The sequence below is a fragment of the Agromyces sp. MMS24-K17 genome, from assembly GCF_043950245.1.
Lineage (GTDB): Bacteria > Actinomycetota > Actinomycetes > Actinomycetales > Microbacteriaceae > Agromyces.
This window is the reverse complement of the sequence record NZ_CP171640.1, coordinates 1820190-1840694: the sequence shown is the minus strand read 5'-3', so window position 1 is coordinate 1840694 and position 20505 is coordinate 1820190. Positions and strand designations below refer to the sequence as shown.

19 protein-coding genes are annotated in these 20505 nt (G+C 74.9%); 9 read left to right on the top strand and 10 right to left on the bottom strand.

Translation table 11 applies throughout. The annotated features are described in order from the left end of the window. Positions 1 to 33: 33 nt before the first annotated feature. Positions 34 to 3525: a DNA-directed RNA polymerase subunit beta gene (gene rpoB, locus ACGGZK_RS08285; protein WP_395245792.1), complete on the bottom strand. Its 3492-nt coding sequence runs from the start codon at positions 3523 to 3525 to the stop codon at positions 34 to 36. A 303-nt stretch (positions 3526 to 3828) separates the two neighbouring features. On the opposite strand from rpoB, the gene ACGGZK_RS08280 reads away from it, so the two are divergent. Beyond that, positions 3829 to 4677: a hypothetical protein gene (locus tag ACGGZK_RS08280; RefSeq protein ID WP_395245791.1), complete on the top strand. Its 849-nt coding sequence runs from the start codon at positions 3829 to 3831 to the stop codon at positions 4675 to 4677. Positions 4678 to 4727: 50 nt separating this feature from the next. Here the strand turns inward: ACGGZK_RS08280 and ACGGZK_RS08275 are convergent, their stop codons facing one another. The 3 genes from ACGGZK_RS08275 to ACGGZK_RS08265 all read right to left on the bottom strand — a co-directional run bounded on the left by ACGGZK_RS08275 (position 4728) and on the right by ACGGZK_RS08265 (position 7079). After that, entirely contained in the window at positions 4728 to 5132 is a 405-nt protein-coding gene (locus tag ACGGZK_RS08275; protein ID WP_395245790.1) for a hypothetical protein, read from the bottom strand. 1 nt (position 5133) lies between these two features. After that, positions 5134 to 5511 (bottom strand): hypothetical protein, encoded by a 378-nt coding sequence (locus ACGGZK_RS08270; protein ID WP_395245789.1) that lies wholly within the window; start codon positions 5509 to 5511, stop codon positions 5134 to 5136. 113 nt (positions 5512 to 5624) lie between these two features. After that, the gene (locus ACGGZK_RS08265) at positions 5625 to 7079 is read right to left on the bottom strand and encodes an Ig-like domain-containing protein (protein ID WP_395245788.1); all 1455 of its coding nucleotides are present in this window, start codon (positions 7077 to 7079) and stop codon (positions 5625 to 5627) included. 277 nt (positions 7080 to 7356) lie between these two features. Between ACGGZK_RS08265 and ACGGZK_RS08260 the strand changes: the two genes are divergently transcribed. Further along, entirely contained in the window at positions 7357 to 10047 is a 2691-nt protein-coding gene (locus tag ACGGZK_RS08260) for a LuxR C-terminal-related transcriptional regulator (RefSeq protein ID WP_395245787.1), read from the top strand. Here the strand turns inward: ACGGZK_RS08260 and ACGGZK_RS08255 are convergent. Beyond that, positions 10010 to 10492, bottom strand: coding sequence for a group 1 truncated hemoglobin (locus tag ACGGZK_RS08255; protein WP_395245786.1), 483 nt, complete (start codon positions 10490 to 10492; stop codon positions 10010 to 10012). The genes ACGGZK_RS08260 and ACGGZK_RS08255 overlap by 38 nt on opposite strands. Before the next feature lie 140 nt (positions 10493 to 10632). On the opposite strand from ACGGZK_RS08255, the gene ACGGZK_RS08250 reads away from it, so the two are divergent. Both ACGGZK_RS08250 and ACGGZK_RS08245 read left to right on the top strand, forming a co-directional pair. Continuing rightward, a complete protein-coding gene (locus ACGGZK_RS08250) occupies positions 10633 to 11388 on the top strand; it encodes a spermidine synthase (protein WP_395245785.1) in 756 nt (251 codons plus the stop codon). A 57-nt stretch (positions 11389 to 11445) separates the two neighbouring features. Then, on the top strand, positions 11446 to 12309 hold the full coding sequence (locus ACGGZK_RS08245) for a spermidine synthase (RefSeq protein WP_395245784.1): 864 nt from the start codon (positions 11446 to 11448) through the stop codon (positions 12307 to 12309). 11 nt (positions 12310 to 12320) lie between these two features. Here ACGGZK_RS08245 and ACGGZK_RS08240 read toward each other — a convergent pair whose 3' ends face one another. Genes ACGGZK_RS08240 through ACGGZK_RS08230 form a run of 3 tightly spaced genes read right to left on the bottom strand, consistent with a single transcriptional unit; the run spans position 12321 to position 14613 of the window. Then, positions 12321 to 13181 (bottom strand): biotin-dependent carboxyltransferase family protein, encoded by an 861-nt coding sequence (locus ACGGZK_RS08240; protein WP_395245783.1) that lies wholly within the window; start codon positions 13179 to 13181, stop codon positions 12321 to 12323. Continuing rightward, positions 13178 to 13849 carry an allophanate hydrolase subunit 1 gene (locus tag ACGGZK_RS08235; RefSeq protein WP_395245782.1) on the bottom strand — a complete coding sequence of 224 codons (672 nt, stop codon included), beginning with the start codon at positions 13847 to 13849 and terminating at the stop codon, positions 13178 to 13180. The genes ACGGZK_RS08240 and ACGGZK_RS08235 overlap by 4 nt, the downstream gene beginning before the upstream one ends. After that, positions 13846 to 14613, bottom strand: a complete 768-nt coding sequence (locus tag ACGGZK_RS08230; RefSeq protein ID WP_395245781.1) for a LamB/YcsF family protein — start codon at positions 14611 to 14613, stop codon at positions 13846 to 13848. Before ACGGZK_RS08230 ends, ACGGZK_RS08235 begins: the two co-directional genes overlap by 4 nt. A gap of 37 nt (positions 14614 to 14650) precedes the next feature. On the opposite strand from ACGGZK_RS08230, the gene ACGGZK_RS08225 reads away from it, so the two are divergent. From ACGGZK_RS08225 to ACGGZK_RS08215, 3 genes are all read left to right on the top strand, one after another. Further along, the gene (locus tag ACGGZK_RS08225) at positions 14651 to 15808 is read left to right on the top strand and encodes a PQQ-dependent sugar dehydrogenase (protein ID WP_395245780.1); all 1158 of its coding nucleotides are present in this window, start codon (positions 14651 to 14653) and stop codon (positions 15806 to 15808) included. A gap of 76 nt (positions 15809 to 15884) precedes the next feature. Beyond that, a complete protein-coding gene (locus tag ACGGZK_RS08220; protein ID WP_395245779.1) occupies positions 15885 to 16382 on the top strand; it encodes a SprT-like domain-containing protein in 498 nt (165 codons plus the stop codon). A 17-nt stretch (positions 16383 to 16399) separates the two neighbouring features. Then, positions 16400 to 17029 carry a CGNR zinc finger domain-containing protein gene (locus ACGGZK_RS08215; RefSeq protein WP_395245778.1) on the top strand — a complete coding sequence of 210 codons (630 nt, stop codon included), beginning with the start codon at positions 16400 to 16402 and terminating at the stop codon, positions 17027 to 17029. 67 nt (positions 17030 to 17096) lie between these two features. Here the strand turns inward: ACGGZK_RS08215 and ACGGZK_RS08210 are convergent, their stop codons facing one another. Beyond that, positions 17097 to 17684 carry a 2-phosphosulfolactate phosphatase gene (locus ACGGZK_RS08210; RefSeq protein ID WP_395245777.1) on the bottom strand — a complete coding sequence of 196 codons (588 nt, stop codon included), beginning with the start codon at positions 17682 to 17684 and terminating at the stop codon, positions 17097 to 17099. 9 nt (positions 17685 to 17693) lie between these two features. Continuing rightward, positions 17694 to 18980: a hypothetical protein gene (locus ACGGZK_RS08205; protein WP_395245776.1), complete on the bottom strand. Its 1287-nt coding sequence runs from the start codon at positions 18978 to 18980 to the stop codon at positions 17694 to 17696. Between the two features lie 132 nt (positions 18981 to 19112). Between ACGGZK_RS08205 and ACGGZK_RS08200 the strand changes: the two genes are divergently transcribed. Next, positions 19113 to 19679 (top strand): hypothetical protein, encoded by a 567-nt coding sequence (locus ACGGZK_RS08200; protein WP_395245775.1) that lies wholly within the window; start codon positions 19113 to 19115, stop codon positions 19677 to 19679. Further along, the gene (locus ACGGZK_RS08195) at positions 19676 to 20305 is read left to right on the top strand and encodes a DUF1684 domain-containing protein (RefSeq protein WP_395245774.1); all 630 of its coding nucleotides are present in this window, start codon (positions 19676 to 19678) and stop codon (positions 20303 to 20305) included. The genes ACGGZK_RS08200 and ACGGZK_RS08195 overlap by 4 nt, the downstream gene beginning before the upstream one ends. Positions 20306 to 20505 lie beyond the last annotated feature (200 nt).

Genomic DNA, 20505 nt, shown 5'->3' with positions numbered 1-20505 from the left:
CCTAGTTCCTGAAGTCGTTTCGTACCGGGTGGTTCAGATCTCGTCGATGTTCGACGACTCGAACCGTGCCGAGATGTTGATGCCGAGCTCCTCCGCAGCGCGGAAGGCCTCGTCATCGGTGTCGCGGAGCGAGACCGCCGTGCCGTCGGCCGAGAGGACCTCGACGTTCAGGCAGAGCGACTGCATCTCCTTCATGAGCACCTTGAACGACTCGGGGATGCCGGGCTCCTGGATGTTCTCGCCCTTGACGATGGCCTCGTACACCTTGACGCGGCCGAGGATGTCGTCGGACTTGATCGTGAGGAGCTCCTGGAGGGCGTACGCGGCGCCGTACGCCTCGAGCGCCCACACCTCCATCTCACCGAAGCGCTGGCCGCCGAACTGCGCCTTACCACCGAGCGGCTGCTGGGTGATCATCGAGTAGGGGCCCGTCGACCGCGCGTGGATCTTGTCGTCCACGAGGTGGTGCAGCTTCAGGATGTACATGTACCCGACCGAGACCGGGTACGGGAACGGCTCGCCGGAGCGGCCGTCGAACAGCTGAGTCTTGCCCGAGCGGTCGATGAGGCGGTCGCCGTCGCGGTTCGGGGTCGTCGAGTCCAGCAGGCCGGCGATCTCCTCCTCGGTCGCGCCGTCGAACACCGGGGTCGCGACCTTGGTGTTCGGAGCGGCCTCGTGGGCCTCCTTCGGCAGGCGCTTGGCCCACGCCGGGCTGCCGTCGACCTTCCAGCCCTGCTTGGCGATCCAGCCGAGGTGGGTCTCGAGGACCTGGCCGAAGTTCATTCGACCGGGGATGCCGAGCGGGTTGAGGATGACGTCCACCGGGGTGCCGTCCTCGAGGAACGGCATGTCCTCGACGGGCAGGATCTTCGAGATGACGCCCTTGTTGCCGTGGCGGCCGGCGAGCTTGTCGCCCTCGGTGATCTTGCGCTTCTGGGCGATGTAGACGACCACGCGCTGGTTGACGCCCGAGCCGAGCTCGTCGTCGCCGTCCTCCGCGTTGAACTCCTTGACCGCGATGATCGTGCCCTGCTCACCGTGGGGCACCTTCAGCGACGTGTCGCGGACCTCGCGGCTCTTCTCGTTGAAGATCGCGCGGAGCAGGCGCTCCTCGGCCGACAGCTCGGTCTCGCCCTTCGGCGTGACCTTGCCGACGAGGATGTCGCCGGGGCGGACCTCGGCGCCGATGCGGATGATGCCGCGCTCGTCGAGGTCGGCCAGGAGCTCCGGGCTGACGTTCGGGAGGTCGCGGGTGATCTCCTCCTTGCCGAGCTTGGTGTCGCGGGCGTCGACCTCGTACTCCTCGATGTGGATCGAGGAGAGGACGTCGTCCTTCACCAGGTTCTGGCTGAGGATGATCGCGTCCTCGAAGTTGTGGCCCTCCCACGGCATGAACGCCACGAGGAGGTTCTTGCCGAGCGCGAGCTCGCCGTTGTCGGTCGCGGGACCGTCGGCGATGACCTCGCCGACCTCGACCCGGTCGCCCGAGTTGACGATGACGCGGTTGTTGTACGACGTGCCCTGGTTCGAGCGCGCGAACTTGCGCAGGAAGTAGGTCTGCGTGCCGCCCTCGTCGAGCTGCACGGTGACCGCGTCGGCCGAGACCTCGGAGACGACGCCCGCGGCCTCGGCGGTGATGACGTCACCGGCGTCGATCGCGGCGTAGCCCTCCATGCCGGTGCCGACGAACGGCGAGTCGCTGCGGAGCAGCGGCACCGCCTGGCGCTGCATGTTCGCACCCATGAGGGCGCGGTTCGCGTCGTCGTGCTCGAGGAACGGGATGAGCGAGGTGCCCACCGAGACCATCTGGCGCGGCGAGACGTCCATGTAGCCGATCTCGTCGGCGGGGAACAGGTCGACCTCGCCGCCCTTCTTGCGCGCGAGGACGCGGTCCTCGACGAAGTGGCCGTCGGCCTTCAGCGGCGCGTTGGCCTGGGCGACGATGTAGTCGTCCTCCTCCGCGGCGGTGAGGTAGTCGATCTGGTCGGTCACCTTGCCGGTCACGACGCGACGGTACGGCGTCTCGATGAAGCCGAACGAGTTGATGCGCGCGAACGATGCGAGCGAGCCGATGAGGCCGATGTTCGGGCCTTCCGGGGTCTCGATCGGGCACATGCGGCCGTAGTGCGAGGGGTGCACGTCACGGACCTCGACGCCCGCGCGGTCGCGCGAGAGGCCGCCGGGGCCGAGCGCCGAGAGGCGGCGCTTGTGGGTCAGGCCCGCGAGCGGGTTGTTCTGGTCCATGAACTGCGAGAGCTGCGAGGTGCCGAAGAACTCCTTGATCGCGGCGACGACGGGTCGCACGTTGATCAGGGTCTGCGGGGTGATCGCCTCGATGTCCTGCGTGGTCATGCGCTCGCGGACGACGCGCTCCATGCGCGAAAGGCCGGTGCGGACCTGGTTCTGGATCAGCTCGCCGACGGCGCGGATGCGACGGTTGCCGAAGTTGTCGATGTCGTCGACGTCGAGGCGGATCTCGACGTCGGCGCCGTTGCGACGGCCCGGCAGGGTCGCCTTGCCCTCGTGCAGCGCGACCAGGTACTTGATCGTGGCGACGATGTCCTGCACCGTGAGCACCGAGTCCGTCAGCGGGGCCTCGAGGCCGAGCTTCTGGTTGATCTTGTACCGGCCGACCTTGGCGAGGTCGTACCGCTTCGGGTTGAAGTAGAAGTTGTCGAGGAGCGCGCGCGCCGCCTCGGTGGCCACCTGCTCGCCCGGACGGAGCTTGCGGTAGATGTCCTTGAGCGCCTCTTCCTTCGTGAGGATGTTGTCCTTCTCGAGGGTGAGGGCGATCGACTCGTAGCCGGCGAACTCGCCGAGGATCTCCTCGGAGGTGAGGCCGAGGGCCTTCAGGAAGACCGTGACCGACTGCTTGCGCTTGCGGTCGATGCGGACGCCGACCTGGTCGCGCTTGTCGATCTCGAACTCGAGCCACGCGCCGCGGCTCGGGATGACGCGCGCCGAGAAGATGTCCTTGTCGGAGGTCTTGTCGGGGGTGCGCTCGAAGTAGACGCCGGGCGAACGGACGAGCTGCGACACGACGACGCGCTCGGTGCCGTTGATGACGAAGGTGCCCTTGAGGGTCATCAGGGGGAAGTCGCCCATGAAGACCGTCTGGGTCTTGATCTCGCCGGTGAGGTGGTTCATGAACTCGGCGTTCACGTAGAGGGGCGCCGAGTAGGTCTTGCCCTTCTCCTTGCACTCGTCGATCGTGTACTTCGGCGGCTCGAGCTCGGGGTTCGAGAACGAGAGCTGCATGGTCTCGCCGAGGTCCTCGATCGGGGAGATCTCCTCGAAGATCTCCTCGAGGCCGGTGGCCTCGGGCAGGTCCTTGCGACCCTGCTCGATGGCGTCCTCGACGCGTGCGCGCCAAGCCTCGTTGCCGACGAGCCAGTCGAAGCTCTCGGTTTGGAGGGCGAGCAGGTCGGGTACGGTGAGGGTGTCGGTGACCTTCGCGAACGAGAGGCGGCTTGCACCGCGTCCGTTCTTGGGGGTGGGCGTCGATGCGTTGCGCGCAGCAGCCAAGGAAATGACCTCCAGGGCCCGAGTGGGGCCGGTTCACTGTCGATGGTGGTGGAGTGGGGCACCCGTCAGACGGATGCGGGACCGGGAGTCGAGTGACCCCGGAACCGCACGGAAGCCGACCGCAATATGAAGGCAAGTGGGGTCTGGGAGCGCAAACCTCAACTATAAGCCATATGACACGCCTTGTCCAGCCAGTTCCTTGACCTGATTCGGAATCTCGGGTATAACCCCGCGGCGCGCCTGTTGGAACTGACCGGATGCGGTCCCCGGCGGCCCCTATGCTGGCCGCGACGAGGAGGTCCCATGTCCGTTGCCGTGCCCCCGCCCCACCCCGCCAGGCGCCTCCGCGGCGCCCGCCGCGTCGCCGTCATCGCGATCATCGCCTCGCTCACCGTCACGGCGGTGCTCGGCATCCTCGTGCTCCTCGGCGGTGCGTTCGGCGACGTCCAGTGGCGCATCCTGAGCACCACGCTGCTCATCGCCGGGTTCAGCATCACCGCCCTCTGCCACCTCGCCGTCGCCGGGCGCCCGGTGCGCATCGTCGGCTTCGCCGGCCTGGCGGTGAGCGGCATCGCCCTGGCGATCGGGCTGGTGATCGTCTGGGGCATCCCCGAGACCTGGGACGGCTGGGACCTGTGGCGCTGGTTCGGCGTCGCGGGCATCCTCGCGATCAGCCTCGCCCACGCGAACCTGCTGCTCCTCCTCGCGGCCCGGCTCCGGTGGGCCGTGCGCATCCCGCTGGCGATGACGCTGGCGGCGATCGCCGTGGTCGCGATCATGCTCGTCCTCCCGCTCGCGACGGACGGGCAGGTCCCCGGGCCCGACGACGGCGAGACCTACTGGCGCTGGTTCGGGGTCATCGCGATCCTCGACGCGCTCGGCACGATCGTCGTGCCGGTGCTCGCGCTCTTCCTGCGCGACCCCGTGGGCGCGGCCGCGGGCGGCGGCGAACCCCTCGCGGCACCGCCGGTCGAGGCATCCGCGCCGGCCGGGGCATCCGCACCCGCCGAGGCATCCGCACCGACCGCGCCCGCCTCGCCCGCCCTCGAAGCCCGCATCGCCGCGCTGGCCGCGGCGACCGGCCTCGACCGCGACCAGTTGCTGGCCGCCGCGCTCGACGCGTTCGAGGCCGACCGCGTCGAACGCGGCTGAGGCCCCCGCCGGGAATCCGGCGAGGGCCTCGGCACCGCGGGCGGCCCGCGTCAGGCGGCCCACTCGATCCGCAGCGTCTCGGGATGCCCCGGCACGATGCTGGCCGGCAGCTGCGCGCCCGGCTGCACCGCCGCCAGCTGGAGCGCCGAGACCTGCTCGGTGCGGGTCGCCGGCATCGGGACGCCGCCCGGCATGAGGACGTGCACGTCGAGCTCGACGATGAGGTGCACGCCCAGCATCATCGGGAGCTGGCGCGCCCCGATGACGGTGGCCGTCGTGCGGATCCGGCGCGGCTCGAGCGAGGGGTCGGTGGCCTGCGGCACGCTCGCCGCCATCATGCGATTGGCCTGGTCGATCGAGGCCTGCGCCTGGGCGAGGCTCGCGCCGACGTCCATCCGCGCGTAGCCCTGGTTCGCCTGCCGGGTGAGGGTCGTGAGGTCCTTCAGGAAGCCCATGTCACACCACCTGGTAGAGCTCGTTGAACCGGCGGCCGACGCCGCGGTCGACCTGGATGCGGGCACCCCAGCCGGCCTGGGCGGCCGCCCAGGACTCGGCGTCGACGGCGAACAGGCTCGCCACCTCGGGCAGCCGGGTCTCGTCGTAGCCGTAGGCGGAGATGCCCTTGACGATGCGCGCGTAGCGCTCGAGGTCGACGCCGGCGATCGGCTCGAGGTTGCCCGGCTGCGGCTGGGCGGTCAGGGCCTGGACGGCCTGCAGGTCCATCTGGGCCCGGTACGCGGCCGACTGGTCGGCGAGCTGGTTGGCCGAGTCGATGAGGCCGGGAGCGGCCTGGACCATCTGGGCCATGTCGCCGAACTGCTTGAAGAGGTTCATGATCGTGTTCCTTCGTGTCGGTGGACGTGATGTCCGTGGTGGGTCGATCGGTCGATCGCCCGGTGTGTTCGGTATTCGTGTTCGGTGGTCGCGTTCGTGTTCGTGCTCGTCGTTCAGCGGGCCGCGCGGCCCGCGATGCGGCGGCGGCCGGCGAGCCGGACCAGCACGCCCAGCGCCAGCGCGCCGAGCGCGACGACGAGCGGGGCGGATGCCTCGGGGCCGGTGTCGGCGAGCGCGGCGGTCTCCTCGCGCACGGTCGAGGTGGGCACGGCGGCGGGCGTCGAGCCCGGGTCGGGCGTCGGGCCGTCGGCCGGCTCGTCGCCGCCGGTGGCGGTGGCGGTGGCGGTCGTGGTCGTCGAGTCGTCGCCCGGGTCGCCGGTGGGCTCGGTCGGGTCGGTCGGGTCGGCCGGGTCGGCCGGGTCGGCCGGGTCGGTCGGCTCGGTCGGCTCGGTCGGGTCGCCGGGCTCCTCGCCGCTCGGCGGCGCGGACGGACCCGAGGGGTCCTGCCCGGTCGCCGCCAGGGCGAGCGTCACCTCGGCCTCGGCGCAGCCGGCGGACGTGCACAGCCGGTACCGGAACCACTGGCTCCCGCCGGTGTCCGGGACCGGCGTGAAGAGGAAGCCGCCGTCGGGCGCCAGCTCGACCGTGCCGATCTGCGGCGACGCGTAGGCGATCGAGACGGTGCCGGCGAGGCCCTTGACGTCGTCGTTCGCCACGATGCCGGTCGCCGCGATGAAGAGCGGCGTGCTCAGCTGGTACCAGTAGGCGTCGTTCTCGGCGATCGGCGGCAGCAGCACCTCGGTGCCGGCGGGCCGGACGTCGATCGTCACCGTGGCCCACTCGCTGCGCCCGGCCGCGTTCCGCAGCACGTAGGTGAACGACGCGGTGCCCACGAAGCCCACGGGCGCCGTGTAGGTGAAGCCGTTCGTGCTCCAGGACCGCGTGCCCACGGTCGGCGCCGTGCCGTCGTCGACCTGCCAGAATCCGCCGAGCGGGTTCACGTCGTTCGCCCGCACGTCGGGCGCATCGACGACGAGCGTCGTGCCTTCGACCATCTCGTAGTGGTCGTCGTTGGCGATCGGCAGGCCCGCGTCTGCGCCCGCCAGGTCCGCGCTGCCGGCTGCGACGCCCTTCGCCGCCGGTGCGGATGCCTCGCCGCCGCCGCGCTGCGCAGCGGCCTCACCCACGGCGCCCGAACCTGCCGCATCGGCCTGCTCCGCGGCAGCGTCCTCCGCGGCCGCGTCCTCCGCATCGGCAGCCCCGTCCCCGTCGGTCGCATCCTCGGCCGGGGCATCCGACGCGCCCTCGCCGACCTCGGACGACTCGGCCTCGGCGCCGACCGGCTCGGCCGTGGGATCCGACGCCGTCTCCGCCGCCGGGGCCTCGGCGACCGGGGCATCCTGCACGACGGCGTCGGGTGCGGTCGCCTCGTCGGCGTGCGCGACCAGCGGCGTCGCAACCGCGGCACCCACGACGCCGGCGGCGAGCGCGAGCGCGGCGAGCCGCGAGCGGACGGATCGGGGGTGGCGCCGGACATCCTCAGCCGGCGTCGTGAGCGGGTACCGCATGGTGTCTCCTCGGTGGTCTCGGGGCGCGCATCGGCGCCACGACCGAGGATTCCGCCGCGCGGCACCCGGGCGGATGGGCATGGCCTGCTCATTCCCCCGGGGCGCTTGCTCACGGCGCGGCCGGGGTTGCTCAGCGGTCCGGCCGGATTGCTCACGCCGCGGAGGACGGTTGCTCATCTTGACCCTCGTTCAGGGGTGGCCCTGATGCTGTCGCCGGGTCGGAGCGCGGGCGTACCCTGAACCGATCGGCCGGAGGCCGGGTGACCGGAAGGGCAGGATGGGTCCGTCAGGGGAGGGGGCCGCGTCGGCCCGAGCGCTGGCACTCGACGAGGCGTGGCCGCTCATCGGGCGCACGTCGCTCGTCGGCCGGGGCGTCGCGGGACTGTCGAACGGCGCCCGCACCCTCTTCGCGTACGGGCCGAGCGGCATCGGCAAGAGCCGCCTCGTGCGGGCCATCGCCGACGGACTCGCCGACGGCGGCCGGGTCGTCGTGCCGCTCAGCGGCAACCCGGCGCTCAGTGCGGTGCCGCTCGCTGCCCTCGCTCCGGCACTCGCGCGCGAACCCGGGTCGCTGGTGTCTGCGGCCGCCGATCCGGTGGGCCTGTTCGCCTCGGCCGCCGAGGCGATCCGCGCGATCGGCGGCGGGCGCGAGGTCGTGGCCGCCGTCGACGACATCACGGTCGTCGACCCGGTGTCGGCCACCCTGCTCGCGCAGCTGGTCGAGGCCGGGGTGCTCCGCCTCGCGGCGACCGTCCGCGAGGGCGACCCGCTCCCCGACGCCCTGCTCGCCGTCGCGTCGGCCGGCGACAGCGTGCGCCTCGACGTGCCACCGCTCGACGTCGACGAGGTCGGCGAACTGCTGGCGCTGGTGCTCGGCGGGCCGGTCGCGCATCGCGACGCCGTCGAACTGCACCGCGCGGCGCAGGGCAACCCGCTGTACCTGCGCGAGCTCGCCATCGGCGCACACCGCTCGGGCGCGCTCGTCGAGGCCGACGGGCTCTGGCAGCTCGACGGCGAACCGGTCGCCACGCCCGCGCTGCGCGACCTCATCCAGGCCAGGCTGCGCACCCTCGGCGATGCGGAACGCGACGTGGTCGAGCGGCTCGCCCTCTGCGAGCCCCTCGCGTTCGACGAGCTGGCCCGGCCGGGCGCCCTCGAGGCCCTCGCCTCGCTCGAGCTGCGCGGCCTGATCCAACTCGACGAGTCGACGCCGCGCATCCGGGTGCGGCTGTCGCACCCGCATTACGCCGCCGCGGTGCGCGAGTCGATGCCGCGGATCCGGGCGATGGCGCTGCTGCTCGAGCAGGCCGACCTGCTCGCCTCCCGCCCGACCGACCCGAGCGACGAGCTGCGCATCGCGATGTGGCGGCTCGACGCGGGCCGGCCGAGCGACCCCGAGCTGCTGGCCCGGTCGGCCGGGCTCGCCCGGCTCGCGCACGACCACCGCACGGCGGAGCGCCTGGTCGCCGCCGCCATCACGGCCGGCGCGACCGACGGCGGCACCCGGCTCCTGCACGCCCAGCTGCTCTGGTCGCTCGGACGGGGCGAGGAGGCCCTCGCCGAGCTCGATCGCGCCGACGTCGCCGCCGCCGAGGCGGGTGCCCCACCGGAGCTCGTCGCGGCCATCGCCTCCGTGCGCAGCGACGTCTTCGGCGGCGACCCGCTCGGCCAGCAGCGCGGCATCGACCTGCTCGACGAGGTGCAGGCGGTGCTGCCCGGGCAGGCCGCGACGCTGTCGATCGCGAAGTCGATCCTGCTGCTGAACCTCGAACGGGTCGACGAGTCCCTCCGCATGGTCGACGTGGCGGCCGGGGCATCCGGCGACAGCCCGACCGAGCGCGCGGTGCTCGACCTCACCCGCGCCATGCCGCTCGCCTCGCACAACGAGGCCGCCGCGGCGATCGACGCCGCGAGCCGGGCCATCGCGTACACCGACGAGCCGGGGGCGGTCGTGCCGACCCGGCGCGCGCAGCTCGTGCTCGCGCACGCCCTCATCGCCGAGGACCGGCTCGCCGACGCACGCGCGACGACGCTCGCCTCGCTGCACGACGCGATCCGCAACGACGACCACCTCACCGCGCGCCTCGACGAGTTCCTCATGGGGCGCCTCGCCTGGCAGGCCGGCCGGCTCGACACGGCCGCCCGGTGGTTCCGCGACACGGTCGGCGGCGCCGAGTTGCACGGCCCGGCGTCGCTGCGCGAGCCCGCCCTCGGGTTCCTCGCGATCACCGCGGCCGAGCAGGGCGACGCCGAGCGGGCCCGCGAGCACCGGGCTCGGATCGTCGCCGGCCTCGAGGACGACAACTCCGTCACCGCCCTCGCCGACGCGTGGATCCACGCCGCGGAGGGCGACGTCGAGGCGGCCGCGCGGGTCCTGCTCGCCCGGGTCGACGTGCTCGCCCCGCGCGGCGCCGTCTACGTCGCCACCGGGCTGCTCCACCACCTCACCCGCATCGGCACGCGCGCGCACGCCGCCGTCGCCGCCGAGCGACTCGCCGCGCTGCCAGCGACCGGATGCGCCGCGCTCGGGCGTCGCCTGGCGCATGCGCGGGCCGAGGCATCCGGCGACCCCATCGCCCTGCGCGCGGCGGGCGAGGCGTGGGAGGCGATCGGCCACCTGCTGTACGCCGCAGAGGCGTTCGCCTCGGCCGGGAACGCCGCGAAGGCGGCGGGACTCGGGCGGGAGGCGACCGCCGACCTCCAGTACGCGGCGACCCTGTCGGCGGCGTGCGAGGGCGCGCGGACGCCGAAGCTCACCTTCTCCGACGGCGCCGAACCGCTCACGCCGCGCGAGCGCGAGATCGCCTCGCTCGCCGCCCAGGGGCTCAGCTCGAACGAGATCGCGACCCGGCTGTTCCTGTCACCGCGGACGGTGAACAACCACCTGCAGTCGACCTACGCGAAGCTCGGCATCCGCGGGCGGCACGAGCTCAGGACGTCGCCGCCGACGGGATCGCCCCAGCGCTGACGGCGCCGGCGCAGCCGCCGCTCCCGGCGCCGGGAGCGGCGGCTGCGCCGGCGCCGGCGGCCGCGCCGGAGCCCAGGTCCCCGCCCGGCCCCGCGGTGACGATCTCGCCGCGCACCGCCTCGAGCCGCTCGCCGACCGCGACCACGGCCTGCTGGTCGACGCCCAGGTCGTCGAGGGCGGTCATGAGCGTCTCGACGATCCGGTCGAACGCGGCGTCGGTGACCTCCAGCCCGGCGTGCGCCTGCGAGAGCGACCGCCCGGAGAACACCTGCGGTCCGCCGAACGCGGCGGCGAGGAACGCGCGCTGGTGCGCCTGGAGTCGGTCGAGGTCGATGCCCTCGAACCAGGGCGAGAGCTCGGGGTCGGCGACCACACGCTGGTAGAACACCGACACCGCGGTGCGCACGCCGTCGGGACCGCCCAGCCGGTCGTACATCTCGGGCATGCCGCCTCCTCGGTCTCGGGGAACCTTCGTCCTGCGTGCACCGAGCCTGACACGACCGGGCGCCCGGTGACATGGGTAGGCATTGCTCATTCGGTCCGGCGGGCGCCGCGCGGCGCGCGCCGGCGTGGGACGATGCCCGCATGGGCCGCATCGAATTCGAGGCCGACGTGTTCTCGCCGTCGGGCCTCACCCTGCTCGTCGACGACGTGGCGCAGTCGCACGTCGACCCGGCCGACCCGACGCGGCTGTTCTTCGAGTACGCGCAGCGCATCGGGCACGTGCTCGACGCGGTCGCCGACCCCGGGGCGCCGATCGGCGCCCTGCACCTCGGCGGCGGCGCGTTCACGCTCCCCCGGTACGTCGAGGCCACGCGGCCGGGCTCGCACCAGGTCGTCGTCGAGCACGACGCCGACCTGCTCCGCATCGTGCTCGACCGGCTCCCCCTCCCGCGGGGCGCCGACATCGAGACGGTGGTGGCGGATGCCTCGCGCGCGGTGCGCGACCTCGCCGGTCGCCCGCTCGTGGACGTCGTGGTGCTCGACCTCTACACCGGCCTCGTGCCGCCGGGGTTCGTCACCGACGTGCCGTTCCTGTCGGCGTGCCTCGACCGGCTCGCGCCGCACGGGGTGCTCGTGGCGAACGTGGCCGACGCCGCCGGGCTCGACCGCCTGCGCGCGCTCGCCCGTGCGATCGCCCGCGCCCGCCCGGCCGCCGAGCTCCTCGTCGCGGGCGACGCGAACGTCGTGTCGACGCAGGAGGAGGGGAACACCGTGCTGGTCGCCGCGCCCGACGGCCTGCCCCGCGGACTCGAGGAACGGCTGCGGGCCAAGGGACCGTTCCCGGTCGAGGTGCTGACCGGGCCCCGCCTCGACTTCGTGCTGTGGGACGCCTGCTGAGTCCCGGGCCACCACGACGGCGACGACGGGTCGGCGCTCGCGGGTAGCGTGGCATCCGTGCCCGCCGCCTCCGCCTTCGAACGCCGCCTGCCGAACGATGGCGGCATCGCCCGCCTCGAGGAGTCGCGCGACCGGCCGGGCTCGTGGACCCTGCTCGTCGACGGCACGCCGCAGTCGCACGTCGACCTCGAGCACCCCGAGTGGCTCGAGTTCGAGTACGTGCGCCGCATCGGGCACGCGATCGACCTCGTCGCCCCGGAACGGCAGCCGATCACGGCGCTGCACCTGGGCGCCGGCGCCCTCACGCTGCCGCGGTACGTGCAGGCGACCCGGCCCGGCTCCCGCCAGCAGGTCGTCGAGATCGAACGCGACCTGGTCGAGCTCGTGCGGGAGCACCTCCCGCTCCCCCGCGGCGCGCAGGTGCGCATCCGCCAGGGCGACGCCCGCGACGTGCTCGCGAAGCTGCCCGCCGGGCTCGACGGCGCGGTCGACATCGCCGTGGTCGACGTCTTCGCCGGCGCCCGCACGCCCGCGCACGTGACGAGCGCCGAGTTCCACGAGCTGATCGCGCGCCGGCTCGCGCCGACCGGCATCGTCGCCGTGAACGTCGCCGACGGCGCGGGGCTGGCGTTCGCACGCAGCCAGGCCGCGACGATGGTGCACGTGTTCCCGCACGTCGCGATCGCGGCCGACGCGGCGATGCTCAAGGGCCGGCGGTTCGGCAACATCGTGATGTTCGCCTCGGCGCACGAGCTGCCGTTCGCCGGCATGCCCCGCCGGCTCGCGAGCGACCCGTCGCCGGCGAAGCTCGTCGACGGCGACGAGCTGCGCCGCTTCATCGCCGGCGCGCGCATCGCGACCGACGCGACCGCGGTGCCGAGCCCCACGCCGTCGCGGTCGGTGTTCGCCCCGAAGGGCTGAGCCTCGGGCCCTCAGCGGTGCCGGAACCGCACGCCCTGCCCCGGCCGCAGCTGCGCCACGAGGTCGAGCGCGTCGGGCGCGACGACCGCGATCACGGGGTAGCCGCCGGTCACCGGCCGGTCGGCGAGCAGGATGGTCGGCAGCCCCGACGGCGGCACCTGGATCGACCCGGGCACGGTCCCCTCGCTCGGCAGCTCCCCGGTCACGCGTCGTTCGAGCGGCGGGCCGTCGAGCCGGGCGCCGACCCGGTCGGCGTCGGCGGAGAGCCGCCAGTCGCGGTCGAAGAGCGCGGCGCGGGAGGCATCCGTGAACCAGTCGGCGCGGGGCCCCGGAAGGAGCGCGATCGTCACGACCCCGGCGGGCGGCGGGTAGGCGGCCTCGACGTCGAGCACGGGCACGGATGCCCCGGGCTCGGCGCCGACCGGCAGGCGGTCGCCCGCGCGGAGGGGTTCGGGCCCGAGCCCGGCGAGCGTGTCGCGCGAGCGCGACCCGAGCACGGCGGGCACGTCGAGGCCGCCGCGCACGGCGAGGTACGAGCGGATGCCCCGCTCCGGCGGCCCGACCTCGAGCTCGGCGCCGGCCGCGGCGCGGGCTGCGGTGTACGGCGCGAGGCGCCGCCCGTCGAGGCGGATGCCGCCCCACGCGCCGGTGAGCGCGAACCACGCCTCGCCGTCGAAGCGGGCCCGGAAGCCGCCGCCGACGAGTTCGACGGCGGCGGCGTCGTCGGGGTTGCCGACGAGCCGGTTCGCCAGCGCGAGCGCGCCGCGGTCGAGCGCGCCCGAACGGGTGACGCCGAGGTGCGCGAGGCCAGGACGGCCGAGGTCCTCGACGAGGGCGAGGGCGCCGGTCGCGAGTACGTCGAGGGCGCTCACGCGCCGGCCTCCGGTTCGGACTGCGGCTCCGGCGCCGGCGCCGGTTCCGCCCGCGTGAACCGCACCGTGCGGCCGGGTTCGAGGAGCGCCGGCGCGTCGGCGGCCGGGTCCCAGAGCGCGGCCGCGGTGCGCCCGATCAGCCGCCACCCGCCGGGGCTCTGCCGGGGGTACGCACCCGAGAACGGTCCGGCGAGCGCGACCGCGCCCTCCGGGACCCGCGTACGCGGCGTCGCCAGGCGCGGCACCTCGTACGGCCAGTCGTCGCTGACGAGGTAGCCGAACCCGGGCGCGAACCCGATGAACGCGACCCGCCAGCGCGCCGCGAGGTGGGCCGCGACGAGGTCGTCCGCCCCGATGCCGAGGAGGTCGGCGGTGGCCGTCAGGTCCTCCCCGTCGTACGCCACCGGCACGAGCACGTCGTCGGCGCCCGCCGCCGCGCCGGGGCGTGCGCCGCCGACGACGGCCCGGCGGATCCAGCTCGCCGCCGACTCGAGCGGCAGCCGTGCCGGGTCGACGACGACGAGCACGGTGCGTGCAGCGGGCACCAGCTCGACGAGCCCCTCGGGGCGGTCGGCCGCCAGCGTGTCGTGCAGGGCGAGCACCTCGGGCAGGTCGGCGCACTCGACGAGGAGCGCGGCGTCGCCGCTCGGCAGGATGCGACGGGTCACGCCGCGGGCCCGGATGCGAGCGTCTCGGGCGCGAGCGGCGCCGCGAACGGCTCGACCGCGAACCCCGCCGCCTCGAGCGCCGCCCGCGCCGCCCGCCCGACGGCCGCGGCACCGGGGGTGTCGCCGTGGAAGCACAGCGAGTCGACGTCGTCGCGTCCGGCGAGCTCGACCGCGCGGGCCGCCGCCCGATCGGGGTCGGTGAGCACCGCGCCGGGTTCGCCGCGCGGCACGAGCGCGCCGTCGGGCCGGGTGCCCCGGTCGAGGAACGCCTCGCGGGCGAACCGCAGGCCCGCCGCATCCGCCGCCCGTTCCAGCGCGCTGCCGGCCGCTCCGAGGATCGGCAGCGAGGCGTCGTACGCGGCGAGCGCGCCGGCGAAAGCCGCCGCCGCATCGGGGTCGGCACCGAGCCGGTGGTAGAGCGCGCCGTGCGCCTTCACGTAGCGCACGCGGGTGCCCGCGGCACGGGCGTGCGCGTCGAGGGCGCCGAGCTGGGCGAGGAGTTCCGCGGCGAGCTCGTCGGGCGACGCACCGAGTTCGCGTCGGCCGAAGCCCTGGAGGTCGCGGTAGCCCGGATGCGCGCCGATCGCCACGCCGTGGCGTACCGCCAGTGCGACGCTGTCGCGCATCGTCAGGGGGTCGCCCGCATGGAACCCGCAGGCGACGTTGGCGCTCGACACGACCGCGAACAGGGCCGCGTCGTCGCCGAGCCGCCACGCGCCGAAGGACTCGCCGAGGTCGCAGTTGAGGTCGATCCGCTGGGGCACCCTCCCATTCTGCCGCCGGGCAGGCGAGACTGGCAGGATGCATCGGTCGGGCGCATCGCTGGTCGCCGTCGCGGCGTTGCTCGGGCTCGCCGCCTGCACCGCCGGCCCGGTGCCGACGCCCACCGCGACCCCCATCCCCGAGCCGTCACCGCCCCCGTCGACCCTCACCGCACCGCCGACGCCGGTTCCGCCACCCGTGGCGGTGCAGCCGTCCGGCTCGCCGCGCGTCCTCGCGACCGACCTCGTGTCGCCCTGGTCGATCGCGGTCCTGCCCGACGGCGGCGTGCTCGTGAGCGAACGCGACACCGGCCGCGTGGTCGAGGTGCTCGCCGACGGCTCGACGCGCGTCGCCGGCGAGGTGCCCGGCGTCGTCGCGAGCGGCGAGGGTGGCCTGCTCGGCCTCGCGTACCTGGCCGGCAACGGCACGCGCCCCGACCGCCTCTACGCGATGCACACCGCGGAGGCCGACAACCGGATCGTGCGCATGACGGTCACCGGCGAGCGCGGCTCCCTCGCGCTCGGCGCGCCCGAGCCGATCCTCACCGGCATCCCGAAGGCGTCGAACCACGACGGCGGCCGGCTCGGGTTCGGGCCGGACGGCTTCCTCTACGCGTCGACCGGCGACGCCGCGCTGCGCGACCCGGCGCAGGATCCGGCCTCCCTCGCCGGGAAGATCCTGCGCCTCACCCCCGACGGCGCGCCCGCGCCCGGCAACCCGTTCGGCAACCACGTGTGGAGCCTCGGGCACCGGAACGTGCAGGGCCTCGCGTGGGATGCCGACGGCCGGCTCTGGGCCACCGAGTTCGGGCAGAACACGTGGGACGAGCTGAACCTCATCACCCGCGGCGCGAACTACGGCTGGCCGATCGTCGAGGGCGTCTCGGGCGACTCCCGGTTCACCGAGCCCGTGCTGCAGTGGGCGACCTCGGAGGCGAGCCCCAGCGGGCTCGCGGTCGGCGGCGACACGCTCTTCCTCGCCGCGCTCCGCGGCGAGCGCATCTGGTCGGCGGCGCCGGCGACCCAGGGCGGTCCGCCCGCCGCCACGCCCTGGTTCACCGGCGAGTTCGGTCGCATCCGCGACGTCGCCGTCGTCGGCGGCGAGCTGTGGTTCCTGTCGAACAACACCGACGGGCGCGGCTCCCCCGCACCCGGCGACGACCGGCTGTACGCGGTGCCGCTCGCGCCGGCCGGCTGAGCGGGCCGCCGCGCGACCGGGACGACGGGCGCGTCGCACCTGTCCGACGACGGATGCCCCGGAGTACCCTCTGACCATGGCGGATCTGGAGCGGGTGCGGCGCTGGGCGGATGCCCTGATCGCGCTGCACCTCGATCCCGATGTCTGGTCGTTCGGCTTCGACCACGCGAAGAAGCGTGCGGGCCTCTGCAACTACACGACGAAGCAGATCTCGGTGTCGCGGTACCTCGCGGCTCGGTACGACGACGACGAGGTGCACCAGATCCTGCTGCACGAGGTGGCGCACGCCCTCGCCGGGCCGCGTGCCGGGCACGGACCGAAGTGGGCGCAGATCGCGGCGGGCCTGGGCTACGTCGGCCGCCGCACGCACGACGGCGAGGTCGCCGACGACCTGGCGCCCTGGGTGGGCCGCTGCCCCGTCGGGCACGTGCACTACCGGTACCGGCAGCCGGTCCGGCCGCTCAGCTGCGGGCTCTGCCGGCGCGGGTTCGACCGGGCCAACCTCATCGTCTGGCGGCGCCGTGAGATCACTCCCGCGATGCGTCGGAAGGCGGCGAGTCCACCCCTTCCCTGAACCGCTACGCTGTGCGGGTGCCCGTCTCCACCGTCGCTCCCCCAGTCGGCCAGTGGCTCACGTCCCCCGACGGCCTGCGGTGGTGGTTCGACTCGGGCTCGTTCGCGCTGGACTTCGCGTACACCGGGTCGATCGGCCGCGGCGAGGCGGTCGCGCACGAGGGCCTGCACAGCCCCGACGACCTGTCGGCGTGGCTCCAGGAGCGGTTCCCGATGCCCGTCGGCGCGGCGCGCACGCGCGACCTGTTCGACGCCGTCGCGCTCCGCGACGCCGTGGCGCGGCTGGCGCTGTCGGCGAGCCGCGGCGAGCACCTCCGCAGCGAGGACGTCGACACGGTGAACCTGTTCGCCGCGACCCCCGACATCCCGCCGGTGCTCGGCGGCGGCTCCCGCCAGGCGGGCCGCTCGGTGCAGACCGTCGGGCAGGCGCTCGCGACGATCGCGCGCGACGCCGTCGACCTGTTCTCCCCCGACCACCTGGCCCGCATCCGCGAGTGCAGCGCCGAGGACTGCGACTACGTGTACCTCGACACGTCGCGCGCGGCGACCCGGCGCTGGTGCTCGATGCAGCGCTGCGGCAACCGGGCGAAGGTGCGCGCGCACCGCGCCCGGCAGTCGTCGAAGACCCGGGCTGACGCCGCGGCCTGAGCCGCGCCGTATCCGGTTCCGGCCGCTCGGGCGTTTCGCGGCCGGCGCCGCTCCGGCTCGCCTGCGCTCAGTCGGTCGCGCCCGCGCGGACGACCCGCACGGCATCGGATGCGTCGAGCGTCGCCGCCTGCACCAGCTCCTCGTGCGACCGCCCCGCGGCCGACGCCGCGCGCCCGGCGGCCGACGCCGTCGAGAGGTGCCGCACCGCACGGCGGAGCCCCGCGAACGCGGCCGACGCCACGGCCGCCTCGGGAGAGGTGTCGTCGATGCCGAGGGTCGTGAGCGCGTCGACGACGGCGCCCGCGGCGAGCACGTCGAGGGCGGCGAAGCCCTCGCCCGCGCCGGCGGCGACGACGGCGAGGTAGGCGCGACGGCCGAGCCGCTCCTGCTCGTCGAGGATCCAGCGTGCGGTCGCCGCAGCGTCGACGAACCCGGCGAGGAGCACGGCGGGCTCGGCACCCGGGTCGGCGGGTGCGATCGCGTCGAGCGGCGGTTCGGCGGTGCCGAGCGGATCGACCCACACGACGACCTGCGCGCCGGCGGAGATGCGGGCGAGCCCGTCGGCCCCGGTGTCGAACCGCACCTGGTACCGCGCCTGCGGCGCGGCGGCGGGGTCGACGGCGGCGAGCGGGGCGGGGGCGTCGGCTCGGGTCATCCGCTCAGGCTACCCACGGTGGTCGAGCCTGTCGAAACCACCGGGTGGTCCGCCGTAGCGCGCGAGCGCCTCGGCGTCGGCCGCGCGCGCCGCGGCCCGGCGGGCCGCGTCGAGGGCGGCGACCGGGTCGGGCTCCTGGCGCGCGAGCCGGAGCTGTCGTTCGGCCTCCGCGAACCGGGTGCGGGCATCGGCACCCGGCCGTCCGTGCGCGATGGCGTCGGCCGCCGCCTCCAGCGCGTGCTCGGCGACCGAGATGGCGCCGCCGAGCGCCGACCGGGCCCCGTCGAGTCGGCCGCCGGCCCTCCGCGCCTCCGCGCGGGCGGTGCCGAGCCGGTCGGCGAGCGCGGTGACGCGGGCCAGTCGCGCGGTCGGACGCGCCGGGCCCGGGGCCTCCTCGACGAGCGCCGCGGAACCGGCGGCGATCGCCCGGCCCAGCTCGACGAGCGCGGCGGCGAGTGCCGGATCGGCGCCGTCGCCGGGTCCGCCGAGCGCGGCGGCCTCGGTGCGTGCCTCGGCGAGGTCCGCGCGCAGGGCGTCGGCGGCGGCGCGCACGTCGGCCTCGGCACGGTCGACCACGGCTTCGGCGGCCTCCGCCTCGGCGACGTCCGCACGGGCGCGCTCGAGCAGGGTCGCCGCGCGCACGACGTCGGCGGGCGATGCATCCGCGCCGCCGAGCAGTGCCCGCGCCGTGAGGAGCGCCTGCGCCGCGCGCTCGGCGGCCGCCCGCGCCGACGCGGTCTCCTCCGGCGCGACCCGCTGGGCGAGCCCGTCGAGCACCGCCGAGGCGTCGCGCCGCCGCCCGTCGAGCTCGGCGATCGACTCGGCGAGCCGGGGCCCGTGCTCGAGGGCTCCGGCCTCGGCGTCGCGCAGGGCCGCGACCGCGGCATCCGCTCGTTCCAGGATCGACAGGACCGACCCGCAGAGGTCGCCGATCCGCGCGCTCCGGGCGCGCCGCTCGGCGGCGGTGTCGGGCTCGGCGTCGTCGAGGCGCTGCTGCAGCAGGAGCGCCTCGCGCATCGGCCCGCCGGCGCGCGCGACCTCGGCGCGGTAGGCGGCGGCCGCGGCGTCGCCGAAGCGCGCCTCGACGAATCCGGCGCCGCGCTCGGCCTCCCGCATCGCCTCGTCGGCGCGGACGATGAGCCCCTTCGCGGCGACCTCGTCGCGGTGGGCGTCGTCGAGCGCGCGCCGGCCGCGCCGCGCCGAGAGCCGGCGCGCTCCGACGGCGGCGACCACCACGGCCGCCGCGGCGGCGCCGAACACGACGAGCGAGGGCAGCCACCACAGCGCTTCCGACATGCGCGCGAGTCTATTCGCGGCGGCTGACCGCGCCCCGGGCGCCGACGCCTGCCGGCGTGGCCTCCGTCGCCGTCCCGCGGGCCGCCCGGCGGGTCCGTTGCCCGGCCTGCCGCCGCGGCCTACGCTCTCGTCATGCGGGTGCTGCTGAAGTTGACGCTCGACTGCGAGGCGGATGCCGCGTGGCGCGCCATCCGGAGCCCGGCGGTGCTCCGCGAGGTCGTCGCGCCCTGGCTCGACCTCGCCTCGCTCGAGGCCGACGGGCTGCCGACGACGTGGCCCGAGGGCCGGCACCGGCTGCAGGCGCTGGCGCTCCGTCGCTGGCCGGCCGGCGAGGAGTTCGTCGACATCTCCTACCCGGGCGGGCTGCCCACGGGCGTCCGGATGCTCCGCGACGGCGGGGGCGCGCTCACCGGGCCGCTCGCCGCGTTCCACACCTGGGACCACCGCATGGCGATCTCGCCGCTGCCCGACGGGCGCACCCTCTACCGCGACCGGCTGCTCGCGAGCACCGGGTCGCCCGCCCGCGACGCCGCGCTCTGGTACCCGACCTGGGCGTTCTGGCAGTGGCGCGGCGCCAGGCTCCGGGCCCTCGCACCCGGCTGGGCGTTCGACCCGCCGGGCACGTGGGATGCCGAGCAGGCCGCGGCAGGGGTGCCCGGCCGCGACGGGGCCTCCGCCGGGGGCGGGGCATCCGCATGATCGACACGCTCGCCGCGCTCCAGCTGGCCGACTGGCGTCGACGCGTCACGGGGCTGTACGCCGGTGTCCGCCGCCTGAGCGCCACCGACCCGGCCGCCGGCCACGAGCTGTGGAAGTCGGGCCGCGACGAGCTGTTCGCGGGGCATCCGTCGTCGCCGCTGCTGCCCGACGACCGGTCGCGGTTCACCGGCCTCACCGTCGCCAGGTACGACCCCGACTGGCGGTTCGAGCTCGAGGTGCGCCGCCCGGCCGAGCCGACCAAGGTCGTCGTCGACTCCGCCACCGACGGCGCCATCCCGATGCTCCTCGTCGGCACCGTGCGCATCCCCTACCTCGGCACCCTCGACGTCTGGCGCATCACCGGCTACGCCGGGGGCCTCTTCCTTCCCGTGAAGGACCGCCTCGCGGGGTCGCCCGGCGGCACGTACGGCGGCGGCCGCTACCTGCTCGACACGATGAAGGGCGCCGACCTCGGCGCCGGCGCGGCCGGCGACTCGCTGGTCGTCGACCTGAACTTCGCGTACAACCCTTCGTGCGCGTACGACCCGTCGTGGTCGTGCCCCCTCGCGGCCGAGGGCAACACCCTCCGCGAGGACGTCCCGGTGGGCGAGCGACTGCCCCGCTGACCCGCCTCCCAGCCGGATCCGCTATGGTGGCTCACGGCCTGCGCCTCGCGCGGCCTGCGTCGTAGACACGCTTCCGGCCTTCGGCCCGACGACTTCATACGGCGAACGGATGCGCCGACCGGCGCCTTCGCCAGACTCCCACCGCCGGGATCGCGGCCTCGAGCCGCGCCGAGTCGCGGCATCCGCCGTGCCCGCGGTGC